15 protein-coding genes are annotated in these 20,433 nt (G+C 58.1%); 9 read left to right on the top strand and 6 right to left on the bottom strand.

All coding sequences use genetic code 11. The features are described from left to right. Nucleotide 1 precedes the first annotated feature (1 nt). From K227x_RS01055 to K227x_RS01040, 4 genes are all read left to right on the top strand, one after another. A complete protein-coding gene (locus tag K227x_RS01055) occupies nt 2-2,734 on the top strand; it encodes a c-type cytochrome (RefSeq protein ID WP_246146417.1) in 2,733 nt (910 codons plus the stop codon). Further along, nucleotides 2,728-4,332 (top strand): hypothetical protein, encoded by a 1,605-nt coding sequence (locus K227x_RS01050; protein WP_246146416.1) that lies wholly within the window; start codon nt 2,728-2,730, stop codon nt 4,330-4,332. Before K227x_RS01055 ends, K227x_RS01050 begins: the two co-directional genes overlap by 7 nt. A gap of 300 nt (nt 4,333-4,632) precedes the next feature. Continuing rightward, nucleotides 4,633-6,453: a sensor histidine kinase gene (locus tag K227x_RS01045; protein ID WP_218933673.1), complete on the top strand. Its 1,821-nt coding sequence runs from the start codon at nt 4,633-4,635 to the stop codon at nt 6,451-6,453. Next, nucleotides 6,450-8,489, top strand: a complete 2,040-nt coding sequence (locus K227x_RS01040; protein ID WP_145167676.1) for an EAL domain-containing protein — start codon at nt 6,450-6,452, stop codon at nt 8,487-8,489. Before K227x_RS01045 ends, K227x_RS01040 begins: the two co-directional genes overlap by 4 nt. 44 nt (nt 8,490-8,533) lie before the next feature. Here the strand turns inward: K227x_RS01040 and K227x_RS01035 are convergent, their stop codons facing one another. Further along, a complete protein-coding gene (locus K227x_RS01035; RefSeq protein WP_145167675.1) occupies nt 8,534-11,086 on the bottom strand; it encodes a U32 family peptidase in 2,553 nt (850 codons plus the stop codon). A 246-nt stretch (nt 11,087-11,332) separates the two neighbouring features. Between K227x_RS01035 and K227x_RS01030 the strand changes: the two genes are divergently transcribed. The 4 genes from K227x_RS01030 to K227x_RS01015 all read left to right on the top strand — a co-directional run bounded on the left by K227x_RS01030 (nt 11,333) and on the right by K227x_RS01015 (nt 15,681). Next, entirely contained in the window at nt 11,333-12,778 is a 1,446-nt protein-coding gene (locus K227x_RS01030; protein ID WP_145167674.1) for a sulfatase family protein, read from the top strand. 68 nt (nt 12,779-12,846) lie between these two features. Continuing rightward, on the top strand, nt 12,847-13,836 hold the full coding sequence (locus tag K227x_RS01025; RefSeq protein ID WP_145167673.1) for a M90 family metallopeptidase: 990 nt from the start codon (nt 12,847-12,849) through the stop codon (nt 13,834-13,836). Nucleotides 13,837-14,026: 190 nt separating this feature from the next. Next, nucleotides 14,027-15,055: an S-methyl-5-thioribose-1-phosphate isomerase gene (mtnA, locus tag K227x_RS01020; RefSeq protein WP_145167672.1), complete on the top strand. Its 1,029-nt coding sequence runs from the start codon at nt 14,027-14,029 to the stop codon at nt 15,053-15,055. Between the two features lie 392 nt (nt 15,056-15,447). Next, nucleotides 15,448-15,681 carry a carbon storage regulator gene (locus K227x_RS01015; RefSeq protein WP_145167671.1) on the top strand — a complete coding sequence of 78 codons (234 nt, stop codon included), beginning with the start codon at nt 15,448-15,450 and terminating at the stop codon, nt 15,679-15,681. Between the two features lie 78 nt (nt 15,682-15,759). Here K227x_RS01015 and surE read toward each other — a convergent pair whose 3' ends face one another. Then, entirely contained in the window at nt 15,760-16,497 is a 738-nt protein-coding gene (surE, locus tag K227x_RS01010; protein ID WP_145167669.1) for a 5'/3'-nucleotidase SurE, read from the bottom strand. Nucleotides 16,498-16,964: 467 nt separating this feature from the next. Between surE and K227x_RS30130 the strand changes: the two genes are divergently transcribed. Further along, nucleotides 16,965-17,621, top strand: a complete 657-nt coding sequence (locus K227x_RS30130; protein WP_218934105.1) for a hypothetical protein — start codon at nt 16,965-16,967, stop codon at nt 17,619-17,621. Nucleotides 17,622-18,527: 906 nt separating this feature from the next. On the opposite strand, the gene K227x_RS01000 is transcribed toward K227x_RS30130, so the two are convergent. From K227x_RS01000 to K227x_RS00985, 4 genes are all read right to left on the bottom strand, one after another. After that, complete coding sequence (locus tag K227x_RS01000; RefSeq protein WP_145167667.1) at nt 18,528-18,770, bottom strand: hypothetical protein; 243 nt, start codon at nt 18,768-18,770, stop codon at nt 18,528-18,530. A 45-nt stretch (nt 18,771-18,815) separates the two neighbouring features. Continuing rightward, entirely contained in the window at nt 18,816-19,328 is a 513-nt protein-coding gene (locus K227x_RS00995; RefSeq protein ID WP_145167665.1) for a phage holin family protein, read from the bottom strand. A gap of 216 nt (nt 19,329-19,544) precedes the next feature. Beyond that, nucleotides 19,545-19,922, bottom strand: coding sequence for a hypothetical protein (locus K227x_RS00990; protein WP_145167663.1), 378 nt, complete (start codon nt 19,920-19,922; stop codon nt 19,545-19,547). An 8-nt stretch (nt 19,923-19,930) separates the two neighbouring features. Further along, complete coding sequence (locus K227x_RS00985; protein ID WP_246146415.1) at nt 19,931-20,365, bottom strand: CsbD family protein; 435 nt, start codon at nt 20,363-20,365, stop codon at nt 19,931-19,933. Nucleotides 20,366-20,433 lie beyond the last annotated feature (68 nt).

Here is a 20,433-nt window from a genome sequence, read left to right as displayed (position 1 = left end):
GATGGCAAGTACCAGAACGAATCACGTGCTCAGTTCGGCCTCTTCCAGCGACGACGATGATCCGGTGCGCAGCACGGACCAACGCCTGACATCCACAAGGCATCCGGTGCGATTGCCGATGGTGCTGGCATGGGCCGCATTGTGCGTGGTGATCGTCACCGGCACGCTTGGATCTGCGGCGGATTCACCGATGGTGGCCGGGTTCGATCGGTTCGCCCGACACGGCGAAATCGATGACGTGACCAGCGGGGCGTTGCTAATCAGCGAACTTAGCTGCACAGCCTGTCATGCATCTTCCGTCCCGACGTGGCAACCCAAACGGGGTCCGAACTTGGCCGGCGTCGGTCGGCGAGTCCAACTGGATTGGCTGAAAGAATATTTGTTGTCACCGCACGAATCCAAGCCGGGCACCACCATGCCGGACGTGATGGCTAGCTTGGATATCGAAACCAAGCGACGAGCGACCGATGCGTTGGCCGCCTATTTGTCCAGCCTTCGCCAGGACTTCCCCGTCATCAAAGCCACCGGAGCGGTTCCCGTGGAACACGAATTTTGGAACAAGGGCGATCCATCAACGGGCCGCGAACTTTACCACCAAGTCGGCTGCGTCGCCTGTCACGACGCGGATGCCGACTACGAAGTCGAATCCATCGCAACGTCCGCGATCGATCGCATGCTGGAAGAACTGGACCCCGAAGAATTGGCGGATCTAGGTTTGTCCAACGATGCCCGGCGGGTCGAATCGATCCCGCTTCCGAAGCTGCCCCAAAAATACACCTACCAATCACTTTCTCATTTCCTGCATTCACCCGACACCGTTCGGCCGGCCGGCCGGATGCCTAGTCTGAACCTGACTCCACAAGAATCAGCCGACATCGCGACCTACCTGATGGGTGATCGGCCGCCGGTGGATGCGCCTGGTTCTGTCGACGATTCGGCCGCGATCCAACGCGGACGCCAGTGGTTTGCATCGCTTCGCTGTACGGAGTGCCACGACGCTGGCCGGGCTGACCAAGGCCAACCCGTTCAAAACCGCCCCAAAACAGAACGCACATCCAATCAACCATCCGGCACCGCCGACAAGCTTCCGCTGCCCGAACTTCCGTTCGCCAAACCGATCGGTGACAACTGGGACGTCGCCGCCGACCAATCGTGCCTGAATCCAAACGATTCTTCTACGCCAAGATACCAATTAGACGATCAACAACGCGATGCGATCATCCATGCGATCGCAGCCAACACCGGTACCGATGCCGCGGCCGAAACACAGGATCGTGATGAATCGTCCCACCAGTCGGTCGATCGGGTGCTGTTGACGATGAACTGCTATGGGTGCCATCAACGCGATGGAATCGGTGGGGTCGGAAGGTTCCGCAAACCCTATTTTGAAACCGTCCGTCAGGTCGATTTGGGCGACGAAGGACGTCTACCGCCACCGCTGCATGGGGTGGGACGCAAACTGAAATCCGAATGGATCGGCTCGGTCCTGCGAGGCGACAAGGGCACGCGTCTGCGGCCTCACATGACGGTTCGCATGCCAGGATTTCGGCACGCCATGGTGTCCCAACTGCCCCAGCAATTGGCGGATGCAGACGAAGTCGACACCAGAAACGAAGCAGACGTCTTTCGTGATCCATCGGCTAAATCACAGACCAGCCCCCCGCAAACCCTGCCGACCGCATCCGAACTAGCCGAAGCCGGCCGGTCACTGATGGATGGTGGCTGCGTTCAATGCCACGCGTTTCAGGGCGAGGTGCTGGACAGCGTGATTGGCATCGACATTGCCGGCATGCACAAACGAATGCACCCGAGTTGGTTTGCGAAGTTCATCCTCGATCCGGGAAGCCTGAAGAATCGAACTCGGATGCCGACATTCTTTCCCGACGGCAAAAGCCAGAACCCAGCGATCTTGCATGGCAACACCCAGCATCAAATCGCGGCCATGTGGGCGTATTTGAAACAGCCCGAACGGATCGGACTGCCCGCGAAGATTGCCGAAAGTCGTGGCAAAAACTACGAACTGAAACCAACGGACCAACCGCAGATCCTGCGAACCTTCATGGGTGGCGTGGGGACGCATGCAATCGCCGTTGGATTTCCCAACGGACACCATTTCGCGTTCGACACGCTTCATCCTCGTGTCGCGATGCTGTGGAAGGGGCCATTCCTAGACGCCCGGACGACCTGGTTCGAACGGTTTGCACCGGATGTGGATCCGCTTGGCGACCACCCGATGCCACTGGGACAAGGTGCGTCGGTGATCATCCGCGCCGTGGATCCCAACCAACCGGTCACCCCGCCCAAGTACCGGTTTCGCGGGTACACGATCGACGAATCAAAGACCCCAACGTTCCGCTACCAGGTCAACCAACGCATGATTGAGGACCGGATCGAACCGATCGACGGTGGACTTCGCCGCGTTGTCCGCGACGTGACGGATGCCCTTGCTGCCGCAGACGACGATGCCGACGCCAACCAAGCCGACGATGCTGGCACGGATCACCACGCCGACACCGCGTTGGTCCTGGTTGCCTACGAAGGCAAGTCGATCCGCCGAATCGATCGCCACACGATTCAAACCGGCGATCGCCAGACCGGCAACAGCCTGACCATTCATTGGACCTCGACCAGCGATTCGGGATCCGAGCCCGCCATCGTGACGGAAGGCCCGATCGGACAATGGCAGATCCCGATTCCAGGCAACCAACCTTTGGAGATCACCTACCGATGGTAACGCAACGTCCAGTGAAGACGACTGTCGCGATCCTGGCCTTTGGGATCGCGTTGATCGGTTTGCCTCTGACCGGATCAAACTCATCCGCCCGCGGTGACGACGGTGGCAAAGAAGAGGATTCCTACCGGTTGCTTTCGATCGCCGCGCCGGCTGCGGTGACCGATTCACGGTCGCAACACTGGAAACCGTCGGACGACGGAGTCGCGTTGGAAGTCAGCGGGATCGCCCCGCTGGACGATACGCGAATCGCCGTCTCGATCCGCAAGGGAGAAATTTGGATTCTGGACGGCGTTTACGATGACGACCCAGATTCCAAAGTGACGTACCACCGGTTTGCATCGGCGCTGCACGAACCATTGGGGCTGCTGAAACAAGACGATGCGCTGATCACCGCACAGCGAACCGAGATCACCGCAATTCGTGATCTGGACGGTGATCTGGTTGCCGATGACTACGAAACGCTAACCAACGACTGGGGTGTCACGGGCTGTTATCACGAATATGCCTACGGGCCCAAACGTGACGGTCAAGGCAATCTATGGTTCACGCTGAACATTGGCATGGGGCTGAAAGGTCAGCAGCTGACCCGAATCCTGCCCGACGCCGCGTTGGGCTACCGGCAAGCAAAGTGGCGTGGTTGGGGGCTGCAGATTGGGGCCGACGGGGAAGCGATTCCCGTCTGTGCGGGCATGCGGTCGCCCAGCGGTATCGGGGCCAACGCAGCCGGCGACATGTTCTATACCGATCAACAAGGCAACTGGGTCGCCACCAATTCGCTGCATCACATGCGTCCGGGCGTGTTCTTTCATCATCCCGAATCGCTGGCATCGATGAACCAACCGGGATCGCCGTTGTCGGGGATCGAGAGTGTCCCCGACGGACTACCGCTTCCCGAGGCGTTGCAGCAATTCCCTCAAATGCGGCCCCCGGCGGTTTGGTTTCCGTACAAGAAGATGGGTCAATCGGCCACCGATATTGTCCTGGACGAAAGCGGCGGATCGTTCGGGCCGTTTGCCGGGCAGCTGTTTGTGGGCGAATTCACGCAAGCGTCGATCAACCGCGTGTTCCTTGAAAAGGTCGATGGCGAATACCAAGGCGTCTGTTTCCCGTTCCGTCGCGGCATGGCATCGGCTGTACTGCGTCTGGCCCAGGGCAACGACGGCAGCCTGTTCGTTGGCATGACCAACCGTGGCTGGAGCAGTCTGGGGACAGCATCCTATGGGCTGCAACGACTGGTTTGGACCGGCAAAACTCCGTTTGAAATCTTGGCGATGCGCGCCAAACCGGATGGCTTCGAACTGGAATTCACCAGCCCGGTCGACCCCGCGTCGGCGGTCAACCCAAGTTCCTACCAGATGTCCAGCCACACCTATTTGTATCAAAGCACCTATGGCAGTGATGAAGTCCAGCAGCGTTCGCTGCCCATCCAACGGGCCGTAGTGTCGGACGATGGGCGGAAGGTTCGTCTGTACGTCGATGGGCTGCGACCGCTGTTCGTTCATGAGATCAACGCGGCGGGAATTCGAAACGTCGACGGTCAACCGCTGCTTCATTCGCAAGCCCATTACACACTCAATCGCATCCCCACGAACCAGTAGGCAACCGCACAACCGGATCATCCTGAACAACCCAATCCGGCGGACCGGTTCCAGGCCAACGAATCAAAATGAGTGCGCCGTTATCGGTGACTGCAACAAGTCAGAACCTAGGTTTCAGCATTACCACGGATTTTCCCCCGCGTTTGATGCCGAATGTTCGATTCACCTGGCCGCCTAGTCTCGACGATCCGAAACAGTGTTTCGCGGCTGGTCGAGCGCGCTTCGTCTGAATCATCGGCGGCCAAACCATCGCAATCGATGCCACAAGCTGCGCCCCGGGGTTCCATACGCAGCAAGATCGTGCTGTCACTGGCTGTCATGTTCATGGCCGTCCTGTTGGTCAACGAAACCGTTGGCCGCCGCGTGGTTGGGCCCGAATTCCTGGCATTTGAACGCAACGAGGCAGCTCGCGAAGCCGTTCGTGTGATCGAAGCGATCGACACCGAAATCAATCACCTCCGTGAACTGACCCAACATTGGATCACGGACGGCGACCAACCAATCGAGTCGGTTTCACCAAACGACGACATCCGATGGGCGTTTATCGTTGACGCCTCGATGCAAACCCAGTGGTTGCTGGGCGCCGACTTTCAAAAGGACGCTGCTTTCGCCCCATTGGTCGCGACGCTTCCAATCACAAACGACGGAACGACAACCGATCCGCAGCACTCCGTTGATCTTCCACGCGGCATCGTTCGCTTGGCAGATGAATCGGTCTGCATCTACGCGGCGTCTGCGATCCCCAACAACGGCGTCGACAGCGATCCGCCACAGCAGTATTTGGTCCTTGGCCGCGAAGTGAACGAATCCGTCATCCAGCGGCTGCGTGTCCAAACTCTGGTGGACTTTGAAATCCTGCCGGCCAGAACGGCCACCGTTGATGGCGAGATCCTATACCGCGAACAAGGCGACCAACTGCTGGCCGAATTGACGATCTATGGTCCGATCCAATCCAATCTTGGAACCCTGTTGATCCGGACGCCTCGCAACATCATCCACCGTGCCGACCGGACCTTTGGAACGGCCCGCAACGTATTCATTTTGGGAATCATCGCGGCCCTGTTGCTGCTGCTGTTGTTGCTGCAACGAATCGTGATTGGTCCATTGGATTCGGTCCGCGAACACTTGGACACGATCGGAGTCAACGGATCGCCGTCCGCGCCGCTTCGTCTGGAAACCGGTGACGAGATCGGCGACTTGGCACTGGCGTTTGACGCCATGGTCAAACGGCTAGGCGAAACCCAGCGTGAATTGGCCAGCGCATCACAAGCCGCGGGTCGTTGCGAAGTCGCCGCTTCGGTGATTCACAACGTCGGCAATGTCCTAACCAACGTCAACAGTTTGCTGGATGCCGCGGGCGACCGAGTCGAACAACTGCATGTCGACCCACTGCACCGATTGGCGATACGACTACAGGAAACCGAAGATTCCGATGAACTGTTTTCGGAAACCCCCGGTTACCTTTCCAGCCTTGCCAACCAATGGAAGTCCGACCAGCACGCGATCAGCCGCATGCTGCACACACTCGATGACAATGTCCGGCATATCCACGACATCATTCGCGACCAACAAAGATTCGCCGACCACGCGATTGAACACACCCCGACCAATGTCTGGAAAGTGTTGGTGGATGCAATCTCGTGCTGCCAGGCAACCTTTCACGAAGAATCCATTCAGGTTCATATCGACGCCGATTCAGAACTGTCGGTGATCGCAGACCATTCCCTGCTATTGCAAACGATCATCAATCTGATCGGCAATTGCGTGCCAGCGATGAAACGGTCCAACCAAGCGGATCGCACGATCACACTAACGGCTACTGAGATTCGCGCTAACGACAAAATTCGCATCTCCGTTCGTGACAACGGTTGCGGGATGACTGCCGAAACGATGGATCGCGCGTTCGAGCCCTATTTTACCCGTCGCGAAGGGGGCACCGGACTGGGGCTGCATTTCTGTGCCAACACGATCAAGCAATTTGGCGGAACGATTACCGCGCACAGCGACGGAATCGGATCCGGCACCACACTGACCATTGAACTACACAGCGTCGACAGTATCGATGCCGCCCCAGACCCGAGCATTGCGTTCGAGTCACACCAAGAAGCAATCGCACGATGACCCAACCATCCACCCAAACGCCGACGCAAACCAGTCGACGCATCCTGGTTGTCGATGATCAGCAACAGATCCACGACACCTTCGATCGGCTGTTTCAAAAGCGTGCCCATGTCAACGCTTCGCTATCGGCGTTCGAAACGAAGTTCTTGAAACCACGATCCAGTGGCCCCACGGATGTCCGTCCGCATGCAGCCAATGACAACATAGACTACGAGATCGACCACGCCGAGGATGGCGCAAGCGGTGTCGATTTGGTTCGGCAGTCGCTACAAGACAACAAACCATTTTCGGTGGCCTTTGTGGACATGCGAATGCCACGCGGGATGGACGGAATGGAAACCGTCGAAGCCATCTGGGCAATCGATCCCAAAATCCAGATGGTCGTCTGCACCGCACACAGTGACCATATCTGGGAAACGGTGCTGGATCGATTGGGGCGAAACGACCGGCTTTTGCTGTTGAAGAAGCCGTTCGAATCGGACGAAGCGAGACAGTTGGCGTTGGCGCTGAGCGAAAAGTGGCGGCTGGAAAAACTGCAACTCAAAAAGATCACCGACCTAAAACGAGAGGTGACGCTGAGGCGTGGCGCCGAGGACGAGATGCGTCAGATGGCGCATCGCGATGCGTTGACCCAACTGCCGAACCGTCCGTTCCTGCTGAACAAACTGAACCAGATCATTCGAGATCAGGTGCCATCGGATGCCACCCAAAACGCGGTCCTGTTTTTGGACTTGGACAACTTCAAGATCATCAACGACAGCCTCGGGCACGACGCCGGCGACGATCTATTGAATCAGGTTGCATCTCGACTGCAGGAATGTGTTCGCGAACATGACACCGCAGGACGCTGTACCGCCGGACCTAGCGAAACGGTCCGTTTGGGCGGTGATGAATTTGTGGTCTTGCTAGAACGATTGTCACACACCCGCGACGCGCTTACCGTCGCGAATCGGATTGTTGCCAGAATCGCCGAACCGTTTGAGTTCCACGGGCGACTTGTCAACGTCGGCACCAGCGTAGGCATCGCCTACTTTAGCGGCGACATTGCCGATGCACACGTCGTGCTGCGTAACGCCGACACAGCCATGTATCGAGCCAAAAACAGTGGCAAAGGCCGGGTTGCGGTATTCGACCGATCCATGCACGCCGACGTCGTCGCCCGCATGGAGATGGAGAATCAGTTCCGTCGTGCACTGGATGCCGAAGCGTTTGATCTGAAGTATCAGCCCATCGTCAGCATCAAGAACGCTTGCGTCCAAGGGATGGAAGTCCTGATGCGATGGAAGAACGAACATGGACAATGGGTATCGCCCGGCGACTTTATCCCCATGGCAGAAGAAATCGGACTGATCGACCGAGTGGGCGAATGGGTGCTGGAACACTCGATGACCATGTTCGCTGAAATGATGGCACGATTGCCAAGCGATGCGTGCAAGGGCCTGTACATGGGCGTCAACACGTCGCGTCGCCAATTGAGCAATCCCCACTTCATGCAGCGTCTTGAAAACATTTTTGCCAAAACAGGGTTCGAACGATCGCGATTGCGACTTGAAATCAACGAATCCTACGACCCCAGGCACGGTGACCAAGCGTTGCACACGATGCTGGAATTGCATGAAGCAGGCGTCGGACTGCAGATTGACGACTTCGGAAAGCGGCAAACGTCCCTTTCATGCTTCAAGGACTATCCGATCGAAGCGGTCAAGATCGACCGCAACTTCATCGCGTCGATCGCGACGGACCATAGCCACGCTGTGATCACTCAAGCAATCGTGCAACTGGCCCATCACCTTAGCGCCGAGATCGTGGCCGAGGGTGTCGAATCCAAAGCACAACTTGACCTGCTGCGAAGCTGGGGCTGCGATTCGGCTCAGGGATACTACTTTTCACAACCATTGACTGGCGAAAGAATGTTCCAGCTGTTGGCCGATCCAATGCAGTGTGACGGCATCCGACAACTGCGACAGAAGACTCACACCCCGATCATCGTCAGCCAGCTTGCCAACACGATCCTGACCAACAACGCATCCGTCTAAACAACGAATGGATTCAATCCTTCCTCTCGTCGTGGGATGGCGTTTTATAGAATCGCCAGTGGATTCCGCTGTGTTTCGAGCGTTCCGCGGGTGACTCCCAAACGGTTGGCTGCGTTGAGCGATTGCCAAACCTCTGCTCCGCTGACTTGACCGGCCAGCAGACGTCGATAGATCGACAATGTCGACCGCGTCGCATCCGCATCCTCTTCCAATAGTTCGACGCGGAACCATTGGATACCACGACGTTTCAGATCGTCGACCACTTCGGCTCCGCTTTGGGGTGTCGCGTTGTACAGCGTGTTGCGACAGGCGACGTCGGCGTGCAACGGATGCTCGGCACCGACTCGATCACGCAGCTGGACCACGTGACGATCACAGGGACGTCCGCAATTGGTCTTATTCGTCCCCGGCGACATCACCGCACAAAACACACAGTGCTCCATATGGAACATCGGCATGTGCTGGTGCATGACGACTTCCAACCACGACGATGGCATCGATTGCACCAAATCGATCAACTGTTCTCGATTCAGGTCATAAGACGCAGTCACTCGACGAGCACCTTGTTCGCGAAGCCACTGTGCCGAACGATGATTGGCAACGTTCAACGAAAAATCAGCGATCACGGATTCAAAATTTTGGTTCGCAAAATCAAGCGCCGCCAAGTTGCGTGCCAGAATCACATCAGGCTGAATGCGGGTTAGCACTTTCAGCAGGCCCATCTCACCCGGCTTCTGGATCCGAACCGTCGCGATCCCAATCCGCTTGCCATGGTCATGACTAAGCTTGACCGCGTCGCGATACAGACGTACGTCATGAAAGTCCACGTACAACATGTCGACATCCAGACCACAGGCCGCCTCTAGCTGCTGGGGCGTCCGACACAACACGGCCAAATGAGTTCCCGCATCGACCACAGCGTCGCTGGTCTGATCGTCATCGCCCGATTCAATCGGTTTCAACCACGAATGCACAGCCTCGGCAGCAACGGTCCGCTTCGGCGTCGCGGCCAATGCATGGTCGATGGTCACCACCAACGAACGCCGAATCGCGTTCAGCATGCCCATCGGAACCATTGGCTGATCCGTGGCGGTCAACGTCAGGTCGCGCAGCACGAATGCTGTCCCGCCCAATCGACCAAGCTTTTCGCGGATGACCGTTTCATCGGCCGGTCGGTTGCGAGCCGCCGACAATGGCTGATCACCGGTGACTGAAAAACGGCGTCCATCGGCCAAACGTGCTTCGACCACCAGCGGTTCGCCCACGGTGGCAACGACATGCATGTCCAATGGTTGTCGACTACGTGGGTCTTCGCCGGCGAAAGATTGGCGTAACCGGCGATTGAGTTGTGGATCATCGTTCTTGAATACCGTGGCATCCAGTTGGATTTGGGACCAATCCAGTTCGCCCTTGCCAAATCCAATCCATACGGTGCAGCCGGCGCCCACCGATTTGCAGCGTTGGCCATCTTCGTCCATCAGCGAATAGATTCGTCCGCCTTGTTGCCCCTGACCATCAAAACCCACGATCGCCAAACCGTCGCCGAGCGCAAGCGGCGCGGACACAGCAACCTTGATCGATTGGCCCGAGCTTTCCAGCACGGATCCGATTTCGATTCCCCGTTTTGCCGAATGAAGACCGGGGACAAGCCGCTTGTGATCGTTGCCGGAAAGCCATCCAGGGGAGAATCCTCGCGAGAACGACAGTTCCATTTCTTGCTTGGCATCATCGCCGATCGAAACGGTGCCGCGTTCCATGGCCTCGTCGATGGCTCGCCGATAGTGACCGGTGATGTTGGCCACGTACTCGGGCGTTTTCAATCGACCTTCGATCTTGATCGACGCGACGCCCACATCGATCACATCCGGGATCGCAGCATACCCGGCCAGGTCTTGCGGGCTCAGCAGATACTTCACGTCACCGAGTTCACGGTCATCGCCATCGACGATCAGTTCGTAGGGCAATCGGCAAGCTTGTGCACACTGGCCTCGATTGGCACTGCGTCCGCCCAATGATTCGCTGGTCAAACATTGGCCCGAATAGGCAACACACAACGCCCCGTGAATGAAAATCTCTAGCGGCATCTCCGTCGCACCGGCGATCTTACGAATCTCGTCAATCGACAATTCACGCGCCAACACGACTCGCGACAATCCCAAGTCCGATGCCACTTCGATGGTTTCGGCACTGGTCAAACTCATCTGCGTCGACGCGTGCACTTCTAGTTCGGGACAGACTTGGCGGACCAACCTAGCGACACCAAAGTCCTGGACCAACACGGCATCGATGCCCGACTTGGCGATCGCTTCGACCACCTTGACCAATGCCGGCATCTCCGACGGAAACACCAGTGTGTTTAGGGTCGCATAGCCCTTTACGCCGCGCTGCCGCAGTTGCTGGCTTAAGTCTGGCAAATCTGCCAAACCAAAATTCTGGGCTCGATAACGGGCGTTGAAACCGCAATCGAGACCAAAGTAGACGGCGTTGGCGCCGTTTTCGATCGCTGCGCGAACACACTGCCAATCGCCGGCGGGAGCCAGCAATTCGGGAGCTTGGCGGGTTCGGGACGATTCGGCAGTAGGCGATGAAGTTTGCATTGGCGGCATTATGACGTCGCCAACGCGAATTGGGAATCGAAAGAATGTCTTGCCAGGCCGAAAAGCCCAATCGCGGTGTGCCCCCCCACTGACACAGGCACGTCGCCAAGCGCCTCGCCGGCGGAAACCCGATCCCCCACGATCGCTCCGCAGCGGCCCAAGATTCCGGCATCCCATTTGGCTAGACTGGGTGGCGGAACCCGCCCTGATCCTACCCGCCCTGATCCTCTGTGTCCTGTGATATCCATGACAACACTCCGCCTGCTCTGTGCTTCTGTTGCCTGCCTGCTGTGCGCCGCTACGCCTCCAGCGTCCGCCACTGGCCAAGACCATCCCAATGTGTTGATCATCATGGCGGATGATTGCACGTACAACGATCTGTCGCTGTACGGTGGGCTGAACGCGAAAACCCCGAACCTTGATCGTCTGGCCAGCGAAGGTTTGGTGTTCAACCATGCGTATCTGGCCGAAGCGATGTGCCAACCGTGCCGAGCCGAGCTGTACACGGGCCAATATCCGATGCGAAATGGTTGTGCGTGGAACCATTCGTCCAGCCTGCCCGAAACCACCAGCATGCCCCAACACATGGGCCGCCTCGGTTACCGCGTTGGCATCGCCGGCAAGGTACACGTTCTGCCCAAAAAAGCGTTTCCCTTTGAACCGGTCGCGGGATTTGACCCGAACTGTGTTCGCAATCCGACCCGCAGCCACGACCTGGGCGGTGTCAAAGAATTCATGTCACGCAGTGGCGACGAACCATTTTGCTTGGTGGTTGCCTTGGTCGATCCCCATGTCCCCTGGGTGATGGGGGATGCGTCGGCGTATCCGCCCGACGACATCGTGTTGCCGCCAAACATTGCCGGCACCAAGGTCACCCGCGATGCGTATTCGCACTACCTAGCCGAAGTCACCTACATGGACGGACAAGTTGCCGAGATCTTGGCGACACTGGACCAAACCGGAAAAGCCGACGACACGCTGGTGATGTTCACCTCGGAACAAGGGTCGCAGTTCCCCGGCAACAAATGGACCAACTGGGACACAGGACTGCATACCGCGTTGATCGCTCGATGGCCCGGCGTGGTTCCCGCCGGCAAGCGAACCGATGCATTGGTCCAATACGCCGATGTCTTGCCAACCTTGGTGGATGTCGCTGGGGGAAGCGAACAACCCAACAACTTTGACGGCACTAGCTTTCTGCCCGTGTTGCGAGGCGAAAGCGATTCGCATCGAAAATATGTGTATGCGGTCCACAACAACGTCCCCGAAGGACCTCCCTATCCGATCCGATCGATCAGCAACGGAGAGTATCGGTACATCCGCAACCTGATCCCCGAGAACCTGTACATCGAAAAGCACGTGATGTCGCACCAGAACCTGGACCAGCTTTCACGCAAGTATTGGCAAACCTGGGTTTGGGACTCGACCCAATCCGATGAAATCTACGGGTTGGTCCAGCGGTACCAGAAACGTCCCTTTGAAACCCTGTACCACACTCGCACCGATCCGTACGAGATGCAGAACCTGGCGACCAGCCAGTCCGACGCGACCGAGGCGATCCGCAGCGAACTGTCCCAAGAACTGGATCGATGGCTGGAATCGCAAGGTGACCCGGGCATCGAACAGGACACACGCGAAACCCACCGGGCAGCCAAACAGGGCAATCATCGGTTCCGACCGCCAAGCCAGTAAGCCGCCCTGCCCTTCCAAACAAACGGTGAATCGAACACCAAACCAACCATCCCTGGGAACGTCACACGATGCTGGTCACCCCGCAATCGGACCAACGCAACTTTCGAATTTCCTTGGGATACGCCGGCGTGGTCGGGGCGGTCGCGGTCGCCCTGTCGCTAGCGTCACCGTGGTGGTTGGCGCTGGGACTGTTGGCCCCGGTCGCCTTTGCATGGTCCAGGCGTTCGACCCTTCGTCGGGTTCGCGTGATCGCGACCGCGTTCCCCGACACCTGGGAACGGACGCTGCAGACGGACGTCGCCTTCTTTCAAGCTCTTGACGATCCAGGCAAACAGAAGTTTCGCAACCTCGTCAAAGTGTTTGTCGACGAGGTCGCCATCACCGGTATCCGCACCGATGTCGATGACCGCACCGTGGCTCTGGTAGCCGCCAGCGCCGTGATCCCAATCTTCGGATTCGACCACTGGGAATACTCGGGCTTGGGCGAAGTGCTGATCTACCCGAGCGCCTACGACAACAATTTCAGCACCGACGATGGGGCCGACCGACGAACCCTAGGCATGGTCGGCGCCTACCATCTAAGCGGTGTGATGATCCTGTCCAAACCGGACTTGATCGCCGGATTCAGCAACCGTACCGACAAACGAAATGTCGGCATCCACGAATTTTCGCACCTGGTCGACAAAGAAGATGGATCGATCGATGGCGCAGCCGAAGTCGCCGGCCATGACGCCGCCGTCCCCTGGATTCACTGGGTCGCACAGGAACTGCGCCGCCAACCGGGGCACGACGAAGACATCAATGACTATGCCTACACCAACGCGGCCGAGTACTTCGCCGTCCTTTCCGAATACTTCTTTGATTCACCAGCCACCTTGGCCGAAAAGCATCCTCAGGTCTATCAGATGCTAGAAAAGATCTATCGCCAAGATCCACAACGGCTGTTAGCCAATGTTCCTCGCCGCAAACGCCGCGTCGGACGAAACGATGACTGTCCCTGCGGCAGTGGCAAAAAGTTCAAACATTGCTGCATGCATCGTCGACGGCGCCGGCTGTGATCGGACGCGTGGCGCGGCCCGTCGCCCTGACCATGCCCCTGGTCGCAAACGGCACGTGGATCCGTCAAACTTTGCGACCGCCTGCCCAGCCGACCAGTCGACCAGTCGACCAGTCGATCAGTCGACCAGCCGATCAGTCGACTGACCGGCTGATCGATTCTCGCTTGCACCTCACTTTCTGTTCTGTGTCATGCCGACTGCATCCCAAGCCCCCGAAACTCTTCAGTTCGTCGATGGTCAATTGATTCTGATTGATCAGACCAAGTTGCCGGGCGAATTGGTTTCGTTCATTTGTGACTCTGTCGACCAGACCCACGATGCGATCAGCCGGTTAGTGGTTCGTGGCGCCCCCGCGATCGGCATCGCAGCGGCCTACGGCGTCTGCCTAGCCAACCCCGCCACTCGGCAAGGCTTCCTGGATGCGATCGATCACCTGGCGACCAGCCGTCCGACCGCTGTCAATTTGTTCTGGGCACTGGATCGGATGAAAGCAGTCCTGCAGTCGGTCGACGACGATGCAGAACTGGCCGCCACGTTGCTGGCCGAAGCCATTCGAATCCACGACGAAGATCGCCAAATGTGCCGCGACATTGGACGTCACGGTGCAACGCTGCTGGCCGACTGCAAAGCTGTCTTGACTCATTGCAACGCAGGCGGTTTGGCGACGTCCATGTGGGGCACGGCGCTGGCGCCGATTTACCATCTGCACCAATCCGGCCATGCCATCGAAGTGTTCGCCGATGAAACCCGCCCGCTGATGCAAGGCGGACGACTGACCGCGTGGGAACTGAGCCAAGCGGGCGTCCCGGTAACCGTGCTGACCGATTCGATGGCGGGCAGCCTGCTGCGAACCGGCCGGATCGACGCAGTCATCGTCGGCGCCGATCGCATCGCGGCCAACGGAGACGCGGCCAACAAGATTGGAACCTATCCCTTGGCCGTGCTGGCCAAGTATCACGATGTCCCCTTCTACGTCGCCGCTCCCTCTAGCACGTTTGATCTGGCCATCGATAGCGGTGACCAAATTCCGATCGAAGAACGATCCACGGCGGAAGTCAGCCATCCAGGTGGCATTCAAGTTGTTCCCGACGCCGCCAAAGTGATGAATCCGGCCTTTGATGTCACGCCGGCCGAGCTGATCACGGCGATCATCACCGAACGGGGAATCGTCCGCTCGCCAACGACCACCAAGCTGGCCTCGCACCTAGCGTCGCAGTGAGCATCGTGAACCCACCGTGCCGCGGACTGTGATCCGCCTCTATTTGCAAGCATTCAACTGCAAACCTCTCTTTTAGGGCCTGTGACCAGACGTGTCACAGGGCACAGCGATAGTACTTGTGTCGCGGGGAAGCAACCAAGAGTGTCTCAAAGCGAGACGGTTGGTTCAAATCGCGCTTTGTGGTCGCATTCGAACCACTACACCAGATCCAGGATGGGGTTCAGACCGCAAAATTGTTGGAACGAACTTGAGCGAAAAGATCCGCAATTTGCGGTTTTCCGCTAAAGAATCAACAGTTCGTCGGATCATGAGCCCAAAATCGGAAGGTTTGGCACGGCGTTTGTACTAAGTCCAGTTCAACGAATCACACAATTTCTCAGGGAAGTAAAATCATGTTGGTCCTAAGCCGCAAAGAAAGCGAACAACTGCTCATCGGTGACAACATCGTCTTGACCATCAACCGGATCTCCGGCAACCGCGTTGCCATCGGCATCGAAGCGCCTCGCGACGTACGGATCGTTCGCGGCGAATTGAACCGACACGAGATCTCGGCCAAAGGCTCCGCCCCTGTGGCCATGTCGATGGACGAAACCAACGTCGCGGTCGCTAGCAAACCTCACGATTGAACGAAAACCTGCCAGAGGTTGAATCGTACGATTCAAGATAAAAGTTTGCTTCTCGCACCGCCCGGCGCGTTGCTTGGATCAAACGATTCGCGGGTTCAAGCGACTCAGCGTGATCTGTCCGCCGAAGCATAAATCGACATCGCTGCCCTCCGCTCGTGGGCGGCGGTGAAAATCGGTTAACAAACAGACTTCGATGCGATCAGGCTCCGCTCGGCTAGTGCGTTTGGCAGTGCGAATCATCGACAGTTGGTCAACGTCGCATTCCACGCGATTGGGTCGGGGACCGCTCGGATTGATCGCTGGCAGATTTACGTTCCACAGCGGGACAGATGGGATTGGTTGCTTCGACTCCGCCAATCGCAGAAACTCCGCAATCGTGTCACCCAGCCAATCACCGACGTGATCCCAGGTCGATTCGATTTCAGGGTGCCGGTAGTGTGATACCGCCATCGCTGGGATTCCCTGCATCGACGCCTCGCGGGCCGCGGCGAACGTTCCGCTGACCAACAGGTCCGCGCCCAGATTGGCGCCCGCATTGATCCCCGAGATCACCAAGTCGATCTCTGGCTGCACGGTCGCGGTGGCAACGCGGACGCAGTCCACCGGTGTGCCATCGACGCTGTGCCAATTCTTGCGAACCTCTTGTACGGTCAATGCCCGCGACGTGGTGACGCTGTGTCCACACTCGCTGCGGCCTCGGTCTGGTGCAACAACGACCACGCTGATCGATGAATCGATATGACGTTGGATCGATTCGTACAACGCGGCCAAGCCGGGCGCATCGATCCCATCATCGTTGGTCAGCAAAATATTCAATGGCTCGTTTCCCCGATCCTGAAACTAGCGGGCTCGGCCCGCCCGACGATACGAAATGACGCTTGGTTCAATCTAGCTCGTGCTGAATCGCTACTGAACCCTAGTGGTTCGATTCGTCGCAGCGCAGTCTATCTTGACGATGCTGGACTCGATCTCTTCTCACACGAACACCAGATTCGATTTCGGCTCAGCCTAACAAAACGCTTTGATTCCTACCCATTGGTAGCGAACTGGTACATGGAATGCACTTGGTGATGCTCTGGAAATACCTGTCAGAGTGGACGAGGGCACGAATTTGTCTTGCCAACGCGGGCGAGGGGATTCATTGCCTGATCCGCGCCACTAGCTTCTACAATGAATGATCGTGCGTTGCTCATTTCTTGAGACTCCGCACAAGCTCGAACTTCCTCACCCACACCGCGTTGCCCCCCCCCCTTTACCCTGCGGAATCCGCAGAGGAGTTTGTCATGTTGATGAGATTCTTTCGTCCAAGCCTGTTCGCCTTCACTGTCATTTTGGCCAGCTCGCTGGCGCCCGCGGCAATGGCCCAGCGGTCCGGTGGTGGTCATGGAGGTGGCGGGCATGGCGGTGGAGGTGGACACGTTGGCGGCGGAGGACATCCGGGTGGCGGAGGGCACGTTGGCGGTGGAGGTCATGTTGGCGGCGGAGGGCATCCGGGCGGTGGCGTGCACCATGGCGGCGGGATGTCGCATCCAGGCCACTCAGGAAGTAGCCACTTGAACCACGGGTCCAGTTTCGGGTACTTGCGACCCGGCTTCAGCTTGTCGATTGGCGGCGGCTATCCGTACGGCTATGGCGGCATTGGCGGCTACGGCTTTGGAAGCAGCAGTTACGGATACGGCGGACTCGGTTACCGCTCTTATGGATATCCGTACTCGTCGGGCTACTCAGGTTATTCGAGTTACCCATCGACGACCTACAACTATGCACCCACCACCCGCCCCTATCGCGCAGCCTATCCCTATGCCGGCTCGGCGGTAGTGGTAAAGCCGTTTGACCCAGCGACATCGGAACTTCGTCCTGGCATGGTGTTACCCGACGGAGCGACGGTCATCTCCGTCGGTCCAACAAAGCAGCCCACCGCCACGCCACCCGCGAAGTAACCCAGGGCGTCGCCGGCCAAACCAGGCTCTAGAGTCCGCCGACGCTCCGACATCCAACTCGCCGCTGGCAACACGCGCTAAACCGCGTGCCCAGCGGACTACGCGTCCACACCAACGCGCAAGCTGTCGCCCAACGATCAAACGATCGGCGCAGCATCACTCGTTTAACCGCGTGCCCATCGGGCCGCGCGTCCGCAACAGCGCGCGGGGCATTACCCAACAATCAAACGATCGGTACGGCATCACTCGTTTAACCGCGTGCCCATCGGGCCGCGCGTCCACAACAGCGCGCGGGGCGATGCCCAGCGGTTAAACGATTGGTCTGGTATCACTCATGTGCCCGCATGCCCACGCCACCGCGTCGGGCACTACCCAACGATCAAACGATCGGTACGGCATCACTCGTTTAACCGCGTGCCCATCGGGCCGCGCGTCCGCAACAGCGCGCGGGGCGATGCCCAGCGGTTAAACGATTGGTCTGGTATCACTCATGTGCCCGCATACCCACACCACCGCGTCGGGCACTACCCAACGATCAGATGATCGGCGCAGCATCACTCGTTTAACCGCGTGCCCATCGGGCCGCGCGTCCACAACAGCGCGCGGGGCGATGCCCAGCGGTTAAACGATTGGTCTCGTACCACTCGTGAACCGCATGCCCACACCACCGCGTCGGGCACTATCACACGATCGGAGCGGCAACACTCGTTTAACCGCGTGCCCATCGGGCCGCGCGTCCACAACAGCGCGTAGGGCACTACCCAACGATCAAACGATCGGTGCGAGATCATTCGTTTGGGCAACCGTTCGCGCCAACGTGCAATGCAGCGCTCAACGGCATAACAATTTTCACAGCGAGGTTGCCTAACACCGCCAAATGCCCCGCTTCGAATGCATCGCTGCGTCCTACGGTTTCAGCTTCCAACCCACGACGATGCCCAGACCGAACGCCCAGCATGCTGCGACGTCGGGGTTGTCTTTGGCGTAGGCCTTGGCCAACGAGATCAGATCCTTCGCCGGTTCGCGGACGTAGTGCTTTGCCGATTCTTGCCCAAATTCGAGGGCTCCGGACGCAACGCGGTTGGCTGCCGCACGTGCTTGGTCAGACATGTCCGATCGGTTCGGATTCGAGGTTTGTGCTTCACTCATGGGAATTCCTTTGAAAAAATGGAGGTCGATTACGGGGTGCTGACGCTATCGGCGTGCCGACATGTTCGACGAATAGAAGTCGTCTGACTGTCGGGCGGACGGAGGATAGATTGGTTGGTCTGGATTTTCGTACCGAGCTTGTTGGCCGCTTCGACCCGGTGTCGGCGGTAATTCGTCTGGTGACACCAACGTGGCTTTCAACCATTTCAGGTTGGCCGAGAATTCCGACTTGGTTTCGCCTAGTGCCGCAGTCGCCGCTCGAAGCGCCTTGTTTGCAAACACCAGAAACAATGCGGTCAAGCTTAAAGCCAACAACGTGACCACCATCATCGCACCGCCGGCTGATAAGTCCGTCATCTCGGCCAGCAGCAGCCCCGATCCGATCATCAGGACTGTGATCGCGGACCCGCCCACGAGGACTGCGACAGCGGCCAGGATCGCGGCACTGGTTACTTTCCGGCGTGCCTCTTGGCTATCGACGGCCAGCAATTGCATTTGCAATTCGCAAAGGTCAATCACGTCGCGTGCGACACGTTGGATACTATTGTTTCTGGTCATGGATCTATACGTTTCTTCGTTTAACGAACCAGCCGATGGCCAAGCCGACAAGGCAGGCGGTCGCTACCGCTGCGGCAGGGTGACGCCCGACCGTCTGGCGGATCCATTCTGCTTTGGAAGGCTCCGGCTGCGTCAGTTCGGACTGTGCGCGGGCTACGCGAACCATCCGTGCTTGGTAGGGCGGTGACAATCGATTGATGGAATGTGCGGGAGCAATCATGATGGCCTTTCAGGTTGAAGCATCTGGCTGATTCGAGCGGTGGCGTAGGCTGTCGCTTGTCTAGCAGCGATCGTGCCCAGGGCACCGACGATGCCACCCACCACACTTCGTTTGGCGGGCGTGGCGGCAACTTCCGCATCACCTTCGCGGCGTATCACCACTCGATCGACAGGGCGTTTTGCCGGCATCAGCAAGTAACCCGCGACCGCAGCAATCGCCAGCACGGGCAACGGACGCTTCGCGACGTGGTACTTCCAATCCGACAGTTGACGCACTCGCTGGCGAGCATCATCGACATCGCAGGGAAGCTCCGAACGAATTTCGCTCATCCGCCGCCGAATCGCTTCCGACTTTTCTTGGGTTGCAGTCGTCATAACAGCGACTATTTCTTGCTACCGAAGAACAACAACGCACCGGCCGCGACGCCGACACCGAAAGCAATCGCCAATGATTCGGCCGGACGCGAACGCACGGTATCGACCATTTTCGCCGAGTAGTCTTCGGTCTGGGACGCAAGGCGACGGTAGTGGTCACGTGCGTAGACCGCAGCCTCCGACGCAGCCTGTTGTGCGGCATCGGCGTACTGATGAACCGCTTCGCTGGCTTGATCGGAAACGCTTTGGCCAAACAGTCCATCCAAGAACTTTTCGATTTCGTTCTTAGTGGCACCCGTCTTTTGCTGCACAACACCCACCAAACGTTCAGCGGACCCTTCCGCACGTTGCAGGTCGTCATCCGTCAATTGGCCCCAGTGTTCCTGTAGACGTCCCTTGACTTCGTTCCAGTGACCTTTGATTTGTTCTCGATTAGGCATCATTGCTTCTCCTGTATGCATGGTGTTCGGTTTTGCGACGCCACTCGAACGTGTCGTCATGCAAACAACAG

The organism is Rubripirellula lacrimiformis (assembly GCF_007741535.1).
GTDB lineage: Bacteria > Planctomycetota > Planctomycetia > Pirellulales > Pirellulaceae > Rubripirellula > Rubripirellula lacrimiformis.
This window is presented reverse-complemented; position numbering and strand designations above follow the sequence as displayed.